The sequence below is a fragment of the Streptomyces fildesensis genome (genome assembly GCF_016107395.1).
Classification (GTDB): Bacteria; Actinomycetota; Actinomycetes; order Streptomycetales; family Streptomycetaceae; genus Actinacidiphila; species Actinacidiphila fildesensis.
The window spans coordinates 1-230 of record NZ_JAAIKO010000387.1 but is presented as its reverse complement, the minus strand read 5'-3'; the positions used below and the strand labels follow the sequence as shown (position 1 = coordinate 230).

Genomic DNA, 230 nt, shown 5'->3' with positions numbered 1-230 from the left:
AACATCATGCTCTGGAATGCCGTCATTTTCGGCAGGCCTGATGACACACCGTGGGATGGAGGTACATTCAAATTGAGCCTGCAATTTTCAGAAGAATACCCAAATAAACCTCCAATAGTTCGCTTTGTCTCAAGGATGTTTCACCCAAATATTTATGCAGATGGAAGTATTTGCTTGGATATCTTACAGAATCAGTGGAGTCCCATATATGATGTTGCTGCAATACTCAC

Annotated in this window: 1 protein-coding gene; it reads left to right on the top strand. The window is 41.7% G+C overall.

What is annotated here, in order from left to right; all coding sequences use genetic code 11:
• Positions 1 to 230: ubiquitin-conjugating enzyme family protein (locus C6N31_RS43280; RefSeq protein ID WP_198359772.1), on the top strand; the 230-nt coding region annotated here is incomplete at both ends.